We start from the raw sequence: 13247 nt of genomic DNA, 5'->3' as shown, positions 1-13247 counted from the left end.
CGCCGCACCGGCGGCGCCATCCACGACATGCATGCAGCGCATTGGCGGTGCATCGCGTCACTACTTCGCGGCGGTGGGTGTCTTCTGCGAACCCAACCCGCACGCCTGATACGCGGTCGTCTGCAGCGCGCGGAATTTCTTCGTTTGCGACTTCGCATGGTCGACGCGGAATTCCGAGCCGCCCTCACCGCCGAGCGTCGCGTATTTCGAGAAGGTCGACTGGGCGACGAATTCGTCGTACGGAAGGGCGGCCGCCATCTTGTCGATCACGCACGAGCATTTGTAGACGTTCGCGAAATCGTGGCCGTTGTCGTCCATGCAGGTCAGCACGTATTCCACGCGGCCCTGAGTCGGATAGTTGTAGCCGCCCGCCGGAGCGGGCCGGGTTGGCGCGTCGCCCTCCGCCCAGCTGAGCGGTGCTGCCAGCGCTAGGCAGGTGAAGGCGAAAAGCGCGCGACATCTTATGGTCATTGTCATGCCTCTGCGGGAGCATTGAATCTGCTTGTCGAACATCGGTGCGCTCAGCCGTGCAGCGGGATGCGCGAGGAGGCGGCCCGTTGCGAGCGCCGCGTCTCCTCCCGTGCCGCGCGTGATCAGTTCGGTGCGAACGGATGCGCGACAGTGCTTTTCTTCGCGACGACTTCCGCCGCGTTCGGTTCGCCGTTGACGGCGCGTTTGATTGCCTCGCGCGTCGCCTGATAGTTGAACTCCTGGATCTTCTTGTCGTCTTCCGCCTGCCAGTGAATGAACACGCCGACGCACAGGAACAGATCGTCCGCCTCGTCTGGCGGAATCGTGCCGTCCTCGACACTGTCGGCGACCGCGAGGGCAACCGCGTGCTGCGCAGGGCCGAACATCTGGACGGCCTGCTTCGCGCCTTTGATCGTCACCTTGTTGAAGAGGATCGTGTTCGGCTTGGTGAGCAGATTCGGGGCGACGACCGCGAGCAACGATGTGAAGCCATCCTTATTGTTGGTGAGCGCGTGGCAGAACGCGGTTTCCGCAGCGGAACCTCGCGGACCGATCAGCAAGTCGATGTGCGCGACCTCGTTGCCGTCGCCGACTAGCGACTCTCCGATCATGACGCGGTTGATCTTGGCCATTCTGTTCCTCCGATGAGTGGTTACGGACCTGCTGATTGGCCGCCGCCTGCAATCGTCCTGCTCCTGCATCGCACGGCGGCGTGTTGATGCACGGCGGTACTAACTAACATGTTCCGTGCCAGTGCGCGGCCCGGATCGCGTCATGCCTGTTCGTCAGCCACGCTCGAGGCAAGCGGCGACGAACAGCGTGGCGACCGCGAGATCGGCACTGGTGCCGGGGTTGATTGCGCGCGCCTTGAGCTCGGCATCCCATGCGTCGAGCCGCGCGACGGCGTCCGCGCTTGATGCGTGAAGCGCCGTTTGCCGCCAGCGCACGTGATGTGCGCGTGCCGCAAGCGTGACACTCTGCGCCAGCGCCATGCCGTGCTTGCGCACAATGTGTGAGTCGGGCCAGCCGCCGAGAAACGCGAGGAACACGCCGAGCATCGCCGCTTCGGGCGCGCCCGCCGGCGCGTCGCGATACGCGGCGAGACCGGTTTCGAAGATGTCCTGACAGCCGTTCGCGTATTGACGGGCGATGCTGTCGCGGTCGCTGGCGAGCCGCATCGCGTCGAGCAGGCCGACCGTCGGCGGCGCATGGACCGATTGCTCGGGTGCGTCGCCGAGGCCGCCCGGATTGGCAAGGGCGATCGCGCGGTAGGCGAGGCGCGCATCGTCGACGTCGAGCGCCGCCAGCGTGCGCGAGGTCGCCGCGCGCCACGCGTGCGCCGACGGTGCTTGCGCACAGTCTTCCAGCGCCGCCGCGAGCGGTGCGACGAGCAGCACGATGCCGAGGTTCGTGTTGCAGCCGACCGCATCGCGCGTGCGCGTGACTGCATCGAGAATGCGCCGGCCGACGGGTGCGCCGTGCGCGAGCAATGCGTCCGCCGCGGCATCCGCGCTGGCGAGGAACTGTGCGGCGCTCATGCCGTGACCGGGGCTTGGCACGCTGACGTTGCCGGGTTTGGGCGTGGCAACGTCGAGCGCGCAGGCTTGCAGGAACGCCGCGCGAACCTGGTCCGGTGTGAGCGCGCCGGTCTCAGGCATGACGTGCGGGCAGCGTGGCGACGGCCGGTGTATCGGTCGACTCGTCGACCTGCGTGAGCAAACGCCGCTGCGCGGCGAGCCTGCGCTCGAGCAGGTCATCGGCGAGCGCCGCCGCGAGGTCGAGCGGCGTGACCGACTGCAGGCCGCGCCACGCGGCCACGCCGTTCACTTCGAGCACGAGCGGACGCGCGGCGTCGTCGGGATTGGGGATCAGATCCACGCCGGCATAGTCGAGGCCGAGCGCGGCGGCTGCCTGCACGGCCGTTTGCGCGAGCGGCGCATCGAGTTCGGCCGGCTCGCAGAGCGCGCCTTGCGCGAAGTTGTGTATCCAGTCCTTGCCGCCGACACGCCGCATCGCCGCCACCGCGCGCCCGCCGATCACCAGCACGCGCCAGTCGAACCCGGGCCGCCCGCCGGCGACATAGCGCTGCAGATAAGCGACCTGCCGGTAAGGCGCGAGCGACGGCATTGGCGCGAGCCCGCCACGGCGTGCGCCGAGCCGTTTGAGGCCGTGGCCCTGCGAGCCGAACAACGGTTTGAGCACGACCTGGCGGCCGGCGGCCGCTTCGCGCATCAGTACGCGCTGCGCGAAGGCCACGGATTCGACCGCCCACGTCGCCGGCGTCGGCACGCCGGCACGGTGCAGCAGGAAGCTGGTCATCGATTTGTCGACGCTGCGCTCGATCGCGCGCGCATCGTTGTAGACCGGCACGCCCGATTCGCGCAGCGCGTGCAGGATGCCGAGCCGCAGCGTCACCTGCTCGAAGGTGCCGCCGGCGATGCCGCGCACGAAGACCGCATCCGGCAGCGTATGACCGAAGCCCGGCACCACCAGCCCGTGAGGTTGCCACGTGGTGTCGATGCGGCAATCCGCGAGATCGACGCAGCGCGCCTCGGCGCCGCGCGCGCGGAACGCTTTTTTCAGCCGCCCGGTGTGCCAGCCGGTTTCGTCGGTCAGGATCGCGATGCGCACGCCCGCGTGCCTGGTGTCGGACTTCGCGTCGCGGTCGGTGTCCGGCGCGGCGCCGGCTCGCGTGAGCGTCATGGCGCGACGGGCTCGCCGCCCCATTGGTCCTGCAGCAACGCGCTTTCGAGCCGCCCGCCGTGATAGGTCGCGCCGCTTTCGAGGCTGCTCACCCATACTTCGGCGGGCGCGAACAGCGCCGGATCGATCTGGTAGAAGTCGAAGTTGAACGACGTGAAGATGTCCGCGAACGGCCGTCCGTAGTCGCGCGAATTCGCGGCGGGCAAGCTCGCGGCGAGGCGCCGCGCGGTGTCATCTCGCCTGACCGTCAGATGGACGCGGCCACCGTAGAGAATCGCGTCGTTGGTGCGCCCCATCGCCTGGATGCCGTCGGGCGCGGGCGGCGGCAACGGGGCCGAGCCCGCGCCTTCCACCACTTCATCGAGCGGCACGCCGAGTACGTGCGTCTTGTGCAGCGCAACTTCCACCACGCGCGCCACCACCTGTACCGTCCCCGCGACAGAGTGTGTCGGCGTGACGATCAGCGTGAGGCCCTCGGGCGCGAGGCCGCAATCATGCAGCACCTTGTCGATGATGACCTGCGGCGGCATGCGATCGACTTCGAGTACCAGCACGCCGCGCTCATGGCGGTCGCGATAGCCGAGTTCGGCGAACAGCGGCTCCTTGACGGCCAGCGCGCGCGCGGGACCGGAGCCGAGCGAAAAGAACTTCTTGCCGCCGGTCTGTTCCTTGGTGGCCGCGAGGCTCCATCCCGCGTACTGACTGCCGAGGCACGCCAGCACCGGTGACGACGTGCGCGCTTCGATCATCGTGGGCCAGAGCGGCGCCGCGTCGAAGTTCGAGCGCACCGTGACGCGGCCGAGCCCGCCCATGCAAATGCGCGCGATCAGCACGCCGGCGTCGATGCTACCGGGGGCGTCGACCCCGGCGTCCACGATCACGGTGCCGCCTGCTGTATGGCTGATTACGACGCCAAGGCGGGCGGCATTGTCGATCAGCCGGGCGACGAGGCGCTCGCTCAGCGCGTTGACGCTGGGTGCGGCGGCTGGCCGTGAAGTGTCAGGCGAGGAAGGGGAGGCGGACATGGTCGGACTCATCGCAGGTTTCGATTCGTTGCAGGACGAGGGCGCGCTGCGCATCGAGCGTGCGCCGCACCGCGTCCACCGATGCCGCGCGCACGAGCAGGGTGCAGACGGGCTGCCGGGGTTCGACGCGCGTGCCGGGCATCGGCACGTCGCGGCACTGAGGATCGCGCAGACAGGCGTCGGAGAATTCGGCTGACACGGTGAACGGCGCGGGCGCGAACAGCACGCGCTGGCCGGTGCGCCAGCGCGGCTGGCGCGCCAGGGCTGCGCTGCCATTCGACGGCAGCCGGTCGAAACGGCACGCGTCGAGATGGCATTGGAGCAGTCCGTGCGGCCACGCATCGGGCGACGCGGTTTCGTAAAGCGTCATCGTGGAGGAGGGCCGCGCGTTGATTTCGAGCAGCTCGAAGGCGTCGCCATCGAGCAGGAAGTCGCAACTGTTGAGGCCGATCAGCCCGGTTCGCGCACAGAGTGCGTCGAGGGCGGACTGCATGCGCGCGGCGACCTGCGGCGGCACATCGATCGGACCGATCGATCCCGCATGGACGAACGCCAGTTCGCCCAGGGCGCAGGTGAGCTGCTCCGCGAAACCGATCAGTTGGGCGCGGCCTTGCGCGCCGATAAAGAGCGCCGACAGCGACCGGCCGCGACCGATACGCTGGAAATACCCTTGCGCGGGCACGCTCTGCGCGCCGAGCGCCGCCACCGGTTTGATGTGCGTCCCGCCGCAGCCGTCGGCGAGTTTGAACAGCCAGCCTTCTTGGGCGGTCGCGGGCCGCGCGAACGAGACAGCCGGATGTGGAATACGCAGCTCATCGAGCAGCGCGAAAAAACGCCGTGGCTCGCGTACGGCGGCGCTCCCTTCGGCAGTGTTGCCGATGAAGCGGGGCAAGCCGGGCGCATCGCACAATTGCGTGATCAGCGGCTCCAGGCCGCTGCCGCCGATCCAGCCGAGAAAACGCGGCAGACGCGCGACGCGCCCGAGCGCATGCGAGAGCCGCTCGCGATCGATCGTCAGCGCGCCGCCGCCGATATCGCACCACACCTCGGCGGCCGCGCGCGTATCGCGATCGCCGAAGATGTCGAGCGCGGCGACCCGCAGACCCGCGAGCGCCGCGGACTGGGCGAGCAGACGCGCGGACAGCCCCGCCACCGCGACGAACGGCGCCTGGGCGAGCGGCTGACGCGGCGTCGTCACGGCGGGCTCAACCGAGGCCGGCCGCGACCTCGCGGGCTTCGTCGAATGCTTGCGGAAAGCCGAGGTAGACTGGCTTACCGCCGGTGCGCATGCGCATGAAGAGCCGATGTTCAACCTGATACTTGACGTTGCCGATCGCCAGCGCGCCGATGCCGACCGCGCCCGCGCTGGGCACGCCGTCGATGGGCTTGCCGTCGTTCATCACGTTGACGCCGGCAATGCCTTCCGGCGGCACGGCGTTGACGTCCGCGGCGATCAGCAGGCGTTTGGCAAACGCGAGGTCGTCGCTGCTGATTACCTGGACGCCCGCCACGGCGGTGGCGAGCACGATCTCCGCGTCGGCCAGCGCGCCGCGCAATTCGTCCGGCGTCGCGACGCTGATGCCGTTGGTGACGATGCCGAAGCGCTGGTTGATTTCGGCCGAGACGCCGAGCGCGCGGGCGCGATCGTGGTGGCTCGCGATCGTCACGTCGGCGCCGCGCGAGGCGGCCATCGCCGCCGCGACGCGTCCGACCGCGCCGGTCCCGCCGAGAATCAGCATGCGCTTGCCGCCCAGCTCCATGCCGTGCTGCTTGCCGAGATGCCGCTCGACGAGGGCGACGGCCGCGGCCGCCGTCGTGTACGAGCCGCTCGGATCGGCGAACACGGAAACTTCGAACGGCGGCACCATCGCCTTGCGCGCGGTGTCGAGCATGTCGGCGGCCTGCATCACGTCGCGTCCGCCGATGAAGATGCCGGTGCGCGACACGCCTTTCGGGCCACGGGAAAAGATGGCGTCCTGGGTCAGGTTCGCGACCATGGTCGGCAGGACGTTGCAGTACGGCACGATGACCTGGTAGCCCGCGTCGGCCGCCATGTTGACGTCGAACGGACTCATCTGCGGCGTAGCCGTGAGCATGTGCAGGATATAGGGCCTTTCAATCGTTTCGGACATGGCAGCAGGCTCGTTCAGGTTTCAGTGGCAACGCGTTGGACCGCGCAAGCGAAGGGCGCGTGGCAGCGCGCCGGCGGTGGCGATGGTGCGCCGCCGCGTGCGGGCGCTCGCCACGGGCGCAGAGCCCGAGGCGCGTCATGCGGCGTCGCTCCGCTGCGCGTGCGCGTCGGTGCTGCGAATGGCCGCACCGCTGTCCCGTCCGGCGACGACCGTGCATTCGATATGCGGCATCGTGCGGACCGCTTCGCGCGCGGTGGCGAGCGCGCTGTCGGCATCGAGCGCACTCGGGAGAATCGCAAAGCCCGTCGGACCCCACGAAGTCTGGCCGATGCCCGCCGTCCGTTCGGCGGCGACCGCGCGCAGCACGCGCTCGACATCGGGGCTCGCGAACACGCCGCCTTGCGCGCTGGCGAAGTATTCGCCAATGGTCTGCTGCATGTCGGTGAGGCCCTCGGCGAACGGCACGAAGTCGTGCTCGGCCGCGCCCGGCAGAATGCGCATCAGCACCAGATGGCACAGGTGCGCGGCGAGCGCCTGCGGGAACGGCGCGAGCGAGGCGAGGGCGCGGCGTTCCTCGGTCCCGTGCAAACCCTGGCGGGCGTGGTCGCTCACGAGGAGCACGCGCCACTCGTGCGGAAACGGCTGGCGCGCGAGCAGCGGCGGCACGCCCTGATGGAGATCGCCGGCCGGTCCGCCGTCCAGCAGCAAGCCGCCCGCATCGAAACCGAGAATGCCGATGCCGGAGCGCGCGCCGCGCCCGAGCAACGCGGCGATCTCGGCGGTGCTCGCCGGCTGGCCGAGCAGGCGCACGAACGCCGTGCCGACGGCCAGCGCGAGCTGCGTGCCGGAGCCGAGCCCGGTGTGCGCACGCGGCGCATGCGTGACGTCGATTGCGACCGTCGCCGGTCCATAGGCGGCCTGCAAGCGCGCGAGGCAAAGCGCGATGCGCTCGCGGTCCGCTTCGGTCACCGCGCCGTCGATCTGCTCGCGCTCGGCAAGGCGTGCTTCGAGCCGTGTGCCGCGCGCGTCGATCATCAGTCCGAGGCTGCCGAACGCACGTCCGAGCGACGCGTTCGGGTCGAGAAAACCCAGATGCAGGCGCGCGGGCGCATCGATGGTGATGGCGGTGTGAGGCGGAAGGCGGCGAAACTGAAGCGGCATCGCAAGTATCCTTGTGGGTGCGCTGAACAGGGTCTGGCCGAAGGGCGCCGCGTGAATGCGGCGCGGTAGATCGCGGCAGCACGCCGGGCGAGTTCAAGCAGAAGCCGTACCAGGCGCGCAGCCGTGCTGCCGGCGCGGGAGGCAGCCGTCTCACGCGACAATCAAGCCGCGTGGAAAGCCGCTTCAGGTCGCGGCGAAACGCGTCGCCTGCCGGGTTGTCCCGCGTACTGGTGGACGCTGTGTGACGCTGAAGGTGCACTGTGTCACGCGGTGTTTCATCTGGCGTCATAGCGCTGAGGCGATCGCCGCGATGCGCTCATCCAGTCAGCGGGAATGGGCGGCAGGGAAAACCCCTTACTCGCCTTGTGCGGGCTTCGCCGCGTCGTACTTGATATAGCGAAAGCGCTGATCGTCGGACGGCGTGCCTTCGAGCGGTCCGTCCTCGAGCCCCGGTTGCCACTGGATCACCGACTCCATTTTCGTGGCGAGCGCGAAATCCTTGTCCGTGATGCCCTTCGCGCTGTGCGTCTTGAGCTTCACCGTCACGAATGCGTAGGACACCGTCAGATCCGGATGATGCCAGGCGGCCTCCGCGAGATGGCCCACCGTATTGACCACCATCAGCGTGCCTTTCCAGCCTTCGGTCCGGTACTTGCGCCGCAGCCAGCCATCCTCGAGATACCAGTGCTGCAGCGGACCGACGAGGCGTTGCTGGATCTCCTCGTCGGAATAGACCTGCTCTGTCTTTGCCATGACTGTTCTCCTCGGATGCGGGAAGCGCCCGCCGAATGACGCAATGCTGCAAGTGCCGGGCCAGTTTGCACGGGTACATGACTCGCAAAGGACACGCTTCGTATCACCAGAGTGACACAGAATGTGTCGCATCGCGTGGCGCAATCGGTTCACCCGTGTCACATGCGTGGCATCGCGCGGCATCGATCATAGCCCGGCAACGGCCGCCTCGCGACGCGCGACTCGCGCAGCCGGGCTCGCGTGCCGCGCGCCATCCCCATGTGAACCATGGGCTGTTCATCGGCACCACGCTCGGCATGGAATATGCGTTAGCCGTTAATGCGCCGCGAAGCTCGACGTCGAATCGGGACAGCGCGCAAATCGTTACCTGCACTCGAGAAGGCGCGCACGATGCGTGCGAGGTAGCGTGGGTCATTCGTGAGTTGAACAGCAGGACAATTCTGGAGGAGACATGAACTTACGCACCACGGTTCTTGGGCTCGCGATCCTCGCATCGGCAGCCTTTAGTTCTATCGTCGCACAGGCCGATCCGCAGCTCGACGGCCTGATGAAGAATCCATCCAACTGGGCAACCCAGGCGGGCGATTATGCGAATCACCGCTACAGCCCGCTCAAACAGATCAACGAGAACAACGTCGGCAAGCTGCAGGTTGCCTGGACCATGTCGACTGGCGTGCTGCGTGGCCATGAAGGCTCGCCGCTCGTGATCGGCGACACGATGTATATCCACTCGCCGTTTCCCAACAAGGTCATCGCGATCAACCTGAAGGACCAGACGTTCGCCTGGCAGTATCAACCGAAGCAGGACGAGCAGGTCGTCTCCGTGATGTGCTGCGATACCGTCAACCGCGGTCTCGCTTACGGCGACGGCAAGATCTTCCTGCAGCAGGCCGACACCAAACTCGTGGCGCTCAACGCGAAGACAGGCGATGTGGTCTGGACCGCGCAGAACGGCAACCCGAAAGCGGGTGAAACCAACACCAACGCGCCGCACGTTTTCGGCGACAAGGTGGTGACCGGGATTTCGGGCGGTGAATTCGGTGTGCGCGGTCGGCTCATCGCGTATGACATCAAGACCGGCAAGCCGGTCTGGACGGCGTACAGCACGGGCCCCGACAACGAAATGCTGCTCGACCCGCAAAAGACGATGACCTACACCGACGGCCAGATGGTGCCGGTCGGCGCGGATTCGTCGCTCAAGTCGTGGAAGGGGGATCAGTGGAAGCTGGGCGGCGGCACCACGTGGGGCTGGTATGCGTGGGACCCGAAACTCAACCTGATCTACTACGGCACTGGCAATCCAGGCACATGGAACCCGACGCAACGTCCGGGCGACAACAAATGGTCGATGTCGATCTTCGCGCGCGACCTGAATACCGGCATGGCCCGCTGGGTCTATCAGATGACGCCGCACGACGAATGGGATTATGACGGCGTCAACGAAATGATCCTGTCCGACCTGAACATCGGCGGCAAGAAGGTGCCGGCGATCGTCCACTTCGATCGCAACGGTTTCGGCTACACGCTCAATCGTGAAACCGGCCAGTTGCTCGTCGCGCAGAAGTACGACCCGGCGGTGAACTGGGCCGATCGCGTCGACCTGAAGAGCGGTCTGCCGATCCGTAACGCGGCGTACTCGACCCAGGCAGCAGGCTCGGATCACAACGTGAAGAACATCTGCCCGGCGGCGCTCGGTTCGAAAGACCAGCAACCGGCCGCGTTCGATCCGAACTCGAACCTGTTCCTCGTGCCGACCAACCACGTCTGCATGGACTACGAGCCGTTCGATGTCGACTACGTGTCGGGACAGCCGTATGTCGGCGCCACGCTGTCGATGTATCCCGGCCCGAACGAGAACAATGCGATGGGCAACTTCATCGCGTGGGATGCGAGCAAGGGCAAGATCGTCTACTCGAAGCCGGAGAAGTTCTCGGTGTGGTCCGGCGTGCTCGCCACGGCCGGCGGCGTGGCCTTCTACGGCACGCTCGAAGGCTACCTGAAGGCAGTGCGCATCAAGGACGGCAAGGAACTGTGGCGCTTCAAGACGCCGTCGGGAATCATCGGCAACGTCTTTACCTATGAGTACGGCGGCAAGCAGTTCGTCGGCGTGTACTCGGGCATCGGCGGCTGGGCTGGCATCGGCATGGCGGCCGGTCTGGAAAAGTCGACCGAAGGTCTGGGCGCGGTCGGCGGCTATCGTGAACTCGCGAAGTACACCGCGCTAGGCGGCACGCTCTTCGTGTTCGCGATCCCGAGCGAAAAGAGCTGAACCACCGGAGCGGATTGATACGCATGGCCGGCGCGTCCGTTGTACGGAGGGCGCACCGGCCGGCGCCCGAGTCCGTCCCGGCACACGAATCACCCCACGCGCGCCCGTTGCGCCGATGCGTCGATCACACGCATCGGGGGCGCCGTTCATCCTGAAGGAGACATGTGCATGAAAGGCCGATCAATCTTGTTGCTCGCGACACTGCCCGCGGCACTTGTCCTGCTACCCGTCGGGTACGCTCAGAACAATCCCTCGATTGCGCAGGTCGCATACAAGGTGGTCGACGGTAGCAAGGTCGACAGTAATACGCTGCAAGGGTGGAAAACATGGCGCGCGCTCGCTTGCGAACGCTGCCACGGCGCGCAGCAGCAAGGCATGGTGGGGCCGTCGCTGATCGACGCGTTCAAGACGCTCGACAAGACCGAGTTTCATCGCACGGTGTTCGGCGGCCGGGTGGAGAAGGGCATGCCCGATTTCAGCACGAGCCAGATGATGCAGAAGAACTGGGAAAATCTCTATGCCTATCTGAAAGGGCGCTCCGACGGCCAGATCAAGCCGGGCGATCTGCAAGCCATCGATGCTAAATGAGGCCGGCGCAACTCTTTCGGAGGCTCACGATGCGTCATAAAAAAAGAAGCATGTCCGTGCACGTCGCGCTCAGCGCGGCCGCGCTCTGCTGCGCGGCGCTCGCATGCGCGGCGGTCAGGGCGGACGGCCCCGCGCTACCCAACAACGACGGCGCGGACGGCATCCTCAGAGTGTGCGCGGACCCGAACAACATGCCGCTGTCCAACAGTAAGGGCGAGGGCTACGAGAACCGCATCGCCAGCCAGATGGCGAGCGATTTCGGCTACAAGCTCGAGTACACCTACTTCCCGCAGCGCATGGGCTTCGTGCGCCACACGTTGCGCGAGAAGGCGGAGGGCAGCGATCGCTTCAAATGCGACCTGATCATCGGCGTGCCGAAGGGTTACGACATGACCTCGACGACGCAGCCGTATCTGCGTTCGACCTACGCGATGGTGTTCCCGAATCGGCCCGAATTCGCCAGCATCAAGACGCCCGACGACCTGCTCAAGCTGCCGCCCGAACAGTTGCACAAACTGCGCTTCGGCATCTTCTCGCAGACCCCTGCGGTGGACTGGCTGCTCAGCCACAATCTGATCGAGCAGGCGGTCTCGTACCGGGTGCAAAGCGGCGATCCGCAGGAGTACCCCGGCCAGATGATCGAGCACGACCTGAGCGCGGGCAACGTCGACGTGGTGTTCTTGTGGGGGCCGATCGCCGGTTACTTCGCGAAGCACGCCGGCGACACGGTCAGACTCGTGCCGTTTCCCGCAGGGCCCGGCATCCGTTTCGACTATGCGATCTCGATGGGCGTGCGTTACGGCGAGAAGGCCTGGAAAGACAAGGTGGATCAATGGATCGGCGCGAATCACGACAAGATCGACAACATCCTCACCAGCTACCAGGTGCCGCTGCTCAAACCGGTCGACGTACCGGCGGCCAAACCCGGCGACGCGTCGCCATGATGGCTGCACGAAGCGCTTTGCTTCGCGCGGCGGCGGCATGGATGACGATGTGGGCGATGTGCGCCGTGCCGCTCGCCGCGCACGCGGCGGACGCGCCGGGCACCGGCGTCATCACGCCGGCGGAACAGCTGATCTTCACGACGGATCATCTGCACGGCGTCGCTGCGCAGACCGAGCTCGACTACGCCATGGTCGACTCCGAAAAGCCGTCGCGCAGCGCCGATCTGGTCAAGGTGCTGGTGCTCAGCGCGGATAACGCGAAAGGCGACGCCGAGGTGTCGGACCATAGCGGCAGCGTGCCGTTGCCAAACGGCGGGCTGCAATGCAACCCCGTGATCATCTATTTTCTGGAACGTGACATCACGGAGATGCAGGGTCTGACCGGCGGACAGCGGCGTTATTTTCAGCAGCGCCTGCGCCTCGCGCTCGCGGCCGGACCGCAAATCGAGAGTGTGACGGCCGAGGCCGGCGGCAAGTCCGTGCGGGCCCGGCGCGTCGTCGTGCAGCCGTATCTGCACGACCCGAACGCGGAACGTTTCGCGCAGCTCACGGGCAAGCGCTACACCTTTCTGCTCGCCGACGATGTGCCGGGCCAGGTCGTCCTGATTCGCACTGATGTGCCGGGCGCGAACAACGACTTCGCGCATCCGGCGCATTCGGAGACGCTGAGCTTCCAGTCGGTACTGCACAAGTTGCCGACACCGGGCAAAGCGCCGCTGAAGTCGTCGAATGCGCCGAGGGCGAGCCGTTAGCGCGGCTACCCGCGGTTGCAGGCATGGCTAGCCGCGTGCCGCGCGCTTGCGCGGCCGTCCCGCGTTACGTCGCGGCGCACCCTTGAACTTCCACAAGGACTTCACGCATGTTGATCGACACCGACGACTACGCCCCGAAACTGAAGCAGGCCATCGGCGAACTCGGCGCCGCCGCGCCGGCCACGCTCGCCGGCTTCCAGGCGCTCGACGGCGCCGCTGCCCGCTCCGGCACGCTGGACGCGAAAACGCGCGAGCTGATCGCGCTGGCGGTGGCCGTCACCACCCGTTGCGACGGCTGCATTGCGCTGCATAGCGCCGCCGCCGCGAAGGCGGGGGCGAGCCGGGACGAGGTGGCGCAGGCGCTGTCAGTGGCGATCGCGCTGAACGCCGGCGCGGCGCTGGTCTATTCCGCGCGCGCGCTCGACGCCTTCGGTCAGCAAAGCGGCTAG

Annotated in this window: 14 protein-coding genes; 5 read left to right on the top strand and 9 right to left on the bottom strand. The window is 67.0% G+C overall.

Features of this window, described 5'->3' with window-relative positions:
- Nucleotides 1-60: 60 nt before the first annotated feature.
- The 9 genes from HV770_RS16425 to HV770_RS16385 form a co-directional block, all read right to left on the bottom strand.
- Nucleotides 61-471 carry a hypothetical protein gene (locus tag HV770_RS16425; RefSeq protein ID WP_175161190.1) on the bottom strand — a complete coding sequence of 137 codons (411 nt, stop codon included), beginning with the start codon at nt 469-471 and terminating at the stop codon, nt 61-63.
- A gap of 122 nt (nt 472-593) precedes the next feature.
- Entirely contained in the window at nt 594-1103 is a 510-nt protein-coding gene (gene fae, locus HV770_RS16420; protein ID WP_175161188.1) for a formaldehyde-activating enzyme, read from the bottom strand.
- Between the two features lie 153 nt (nt 1104-1256).
- Nucleotides 1257-2129 carry a triphosphoribosyl-dephospho-CoA synthase gene (locus HV770_RS16415; RefSeq protein WP_175161187.1) on the bottom strand — a complete coding sequence of 291 codons (873 nt, stop codon included), beginning with the start codon at nt 2127-2129 and terminating at the stop codon, nt 1257-1259.
- On the bottom strand, nt 2122-3174 hold the full coding sequence (locus HV770_RS16410) for an ATP-grasp domain-containing protein (RefSeq protein WP_175161185.1): 1053 nt from the start codon (nt 3172-3174) through the stop codon (nt 2122-2124). The genes HV770_RS16415 and HV770_RS16410 overlap by 8 nt, the downstream gene beginning before the upstream one ends.
- Entirely contained in the window at nt 3171-4211 is a 1041-nt protein-coding gene (gene mch / locus HV770_RS16405; protein WP_425497433.1) for a methenyltetrahydromethanopterin cyclohydrolase, read from the bottom strand. The genes HV770_RS16410 and mch overlap by 4 nt, the downstream gene beginning before the upstream one ends.
- On the bottom strand, nt 4174-5397 hold the full coding sequence (locus HV770_RS16400; protein ID WP_175161181.1) for an ATP-grasp domain-containing protein: 1224 nt from the start codon (nt 5395-5397) through the stop codon (nt 4174-4176). Before HV770_RS16400 ends, mch begins: the two co-directional genes overlap by 38 nt.
- 7 nt (nt 5398-5404) lie before the next feature.
- Entirely contained in the window at nt 5405-6331 is a 927-nt protein-coding gene (locus tag HV770_RS16395; RefSeq protein ID WP_175161179.1) for an NAD(P)-dependent methylenetetrahydromethanopterin dehydrogenase, read from the bottom strand.
- 135 nt (nt 6332-6466) lie between these two features.
- Complete coding sequence (locus HV770_RS16390) at nt 6467-7492, bottom strand: beta-ribofuranosylaminobenzene 5'-phosphate synthase family protein (RefSeq protein WP_175161177.1); 1026 nt, start codon at nt 7490-7492, stop codon at nt 6467-6469.
- Between the two features lie 354 nt (nt 7493-7846).
- On the bottom strand, nt 7847-8245 hold the full coding sequence (locus HV770_RS16385; protein ID WP_121322225.1) for a 4a-hydroxytetrahydrobiopterin dehydratase: 399 nt from the start codon (nt 8243-8245) through the stop codon (nt 7847-7849).
- Nucleotides 8246-8696: 451 nt separating this feature from the next.
- On the opposite strand from HV770_RS16385, the gene HV770_RS16380 reads away from it, so the two are divergent.
- The 5 genes from HV770_RS16380 to HV770_RS16360 all read left to right on the top strand — a co-directional run bounded on the left by HV770_RS16380 (nt 8697) and on the right by HV770_RS16360 (nt 13247).
- Nucleotides 8697-10514 (top strand): methanol/ethanol family PQQ-dependent dehydrogenase, encoded by a 1818-nt coding sequence (locus HV770_RS16380; protein ID WP_175161175.1) that lies wholly within the window; start codon nt 8697-8699, stop codon nt 10512-10514.
- 168 nt (nt 10515-10682) lie between these two features.
- Nucleotides 10683-11102 carry a c-type cytochrome gene (locus HV770_RS16375; RefSeq protein WP_042325673.1) on the top strand — a complete coding sequence of 140 codons (420 nt, stop codon included), beginning with the start codon at nt 10683-10685 and terminating at the stop codon, nt 11100-11102.
- 29 nt (nt 11103-11131) lie between these two features.
- A complete protein-coding gene (locus HV770_RS16370) occupies nt 11132-12046 on the top strand; it encodes a substrate-binding domain-containing protein (RefSeq protein ID WP_175161173.1) in 915 nt (304 codons plus the stop codon).
- Nucleotides 12043-12798, top strand: coding sequence for a hypothetical protein (locus tag HV770_RS16365; RefSeq protein WP_175161171.1), 756 nt, complete (start codon nt 12043-12045; stop codon nt 12796-12798). The genes HV770_RS16370 and HV770_RS16365 overlap by 4 nt, the downstream gene beginning before the upstream one ends.
- A 110-nt stretch (nt 12799-12908) precedes the next feature.
- The gene (locus HV770_RS16360) at nt 12909-13247 is read left to right on the top strand and encodes a carboxymuconolactone decarboxylase family protein (RefSeq protein WP_175161596.1); all 339 of its coding nucleotides are present in this window, start codon (nt 12909-12911) and stop codon (nt 13245-13247) included.

This window comes from Paraburkholderia fynbosensis, assembly GCF_902859935.1.
GTDB classification, from domain to species: Bacteria; Pseudomonadota; Gammaproteobacteria; order Burkholderiales; family Burkholderiaceae; genus Paraburkholderia; species Paraburkholderia fynbosensis.
The sequence above is the reverse complement of the archived record's forward strand: the minus strand, read 5'-3'. Positions and strand labels throughout refer to the sequence as shown.

Coding starts and splice junctions, on each gene's coding strand:
- mch (WP_425497433.1), bottom strand. CDS start 4,211: ATGAGTCCGACCATGTCCGCCTCCCCTTCCTCGCCTGACACTTCACGG.
- HV770_RS16365 (WP_175161171.1), top strand. CDS start 12,043: ATGATGGCTGCACGAAGCGCTTTGCTTCGCGCGGCGGCGGCATGGATG.
- HV770_RS16410 (WP_175161185.1), bottom strand. CDS start 3,174: ATGACGCTCACGCGAGCCGGCGCCGCGCCGGACACCGACCGCGACGCG.
- HV770_RS16415 (WP_175161187.1), bottom strand. CDS start 2,129: ATGCCTGAGACCGGCGCGCTCACACCGGACCAGGTTCGCGCGGCGTTC.
- HV770_RS16375 (WP_042325673.1), top strand. CDS start 10,683: ATGAAAGGCCGATCAATCTTGTTGCTCGCGACACTGCCCGCGGCACTT.
- HV770_RS16425 (WP_175161190.1), bottom strand. CDS start 471: ATGACCATAAGATGTCGCGCGCTTTTCGCCTTCACCTGCCTAGCGCTG.
- HV770_RS16380 (WP_175161175.1), top strand. CDS start 8,697: ATGAACTTACGCACCACGGTTCTTGGGCTCGCGATCCTCGCATCGGCA.
- fae (WP_175161188.1), bottom strand. CDS start 1,103: ATGGCCAAGATCAACCGCGTCATGATCGGAGAGTCGCTAGTCGGCGAC.
- HV770_RS16395 (WP_175161179.1), bottom strand. CDS start 6,331: ATGTCCGAAACGATTGAAAGGCCCTATATCCTGCACATGCTCACGGCT.
- HV770_RS16385 (WP_121322225.1), bottom strand. CDS start 8,245: ATGGCAAAGACAGAGCAGGTCTATTCCGACGAGGAGATCCAGCAACGC.
- HV770_RS16370 (WP_175161173.1), top strand. CDS start 11,132: ATGCGTCATAAAAAAAGAAGCATGTCCGTGCACGTCGCGCTCAGCGCG.
- HV770_RS16390 (WP_175161177.1), bottom strand. CDS start 7,492: ATGCCGCTTCAGTTTCGCCGCCTTCCGCCTCACACCGCCATCACCATC.